The organism is Vibrio sp. Y176 (assembly GCF_033438945.1).
In genome coordinates this window covers 1-837 of record NZ_JAWOQS010000284.1, presented here as the reverse complement: position 1 = coordinate 837, position 837 = coordinate 1, and the positions used below count along the sequence as shown (strand labels likewise).

The following is an 837-nucleotide window of genomic DNA, read 5'->3' as shown; positions in this document are numbered from 1 at the left end:
CCAGCTTAGAAGAAGCGAAAGCTTTTCATGGCGAGTTGAACACGCAGATGCGCTCAATCCAAAGCAAAAGTCATCAACTTTCGGTAGATGAAGTGAACGCAAAACTGGATGGTTTTATGGAGACGTCTGGTCAGTTTACCTCGACGTTCCAAGCGTTAAATGCGCAAGCGAATGTTCGCCGTCATACGGTGGTTGCATTGTTGAAATAACGCCGTTTCAAAGAACACTCCAATGATTCCCGGCTTTACATTTTTGCTGCCCCCCAATAACGGCGAAAATGCATTGTCGGGAATCTCTCTTTTCCGCTTATCTTTTTGTGTTGAAGAACGTCGATTATGGCTCAGAGGTCTGAGTGACTGAGCGATGCAGTTTTTGAAATAGCCACCCCAACGCAATAAGTGATGCCCCCAAGCCTAAGAAGCTGATGGCGCGCCAGAACCCGTCCAAAGAGCTTACATCCCACAAGAAGACTTTCAACGCCACAAAGGCCAATATAATTAAGCCGATGCGTTGCATCATCATCGCCTTGTGAGTGACGCCCCGCCAAGTTAAAGCGCCACCAACCATTAATCCTGCCACTGAGTAGCTAAACAACTCCGCCATACTGGTCGGTTGAAACAGCGTCATTGACGTGGTTTGCCAGAACTGTCGAATCGACATCCCTAGCCAAATGGCCGCTAATGCAAAGCCAAGACATGCGACCGCTAATCGGTGTACACGCAGCGTACTCGAGCGTCTAACGACCGCAGCAATGAGAATGAACGCTGGCAGACGCCAACCTAAACTCAGCATGTTGAACACAGGCATGGCTTGTGCCGATACGTTGTTGGTGATGAG

At 49.0% G+C, this 837-nt stretch carries 1 protein-coding gene and 1 pseudogene; one reads left to right on the top strand and one right to left on the bottom strand.

Annotated features, from left to right (window positions below):
- Positions 1-209, top strand: a pseudogene (locus R7O13_RS25590) (flagellin); the annotation flags it as partial.
- Between the two features lie 124 nt (positions 210-333).
- On the opposite strand, the gene R7O13_RS25585 reads toward R7O13_RS25590, so the two are convergent.
- Positions 334-837 (bottom strand): DUF2339 domain-containing protein (locus R7O13_RS25585; RefSeq protein ID WP_318305038.1); only part of this gene is annotated, 504 nt, incomplete at its 5' end.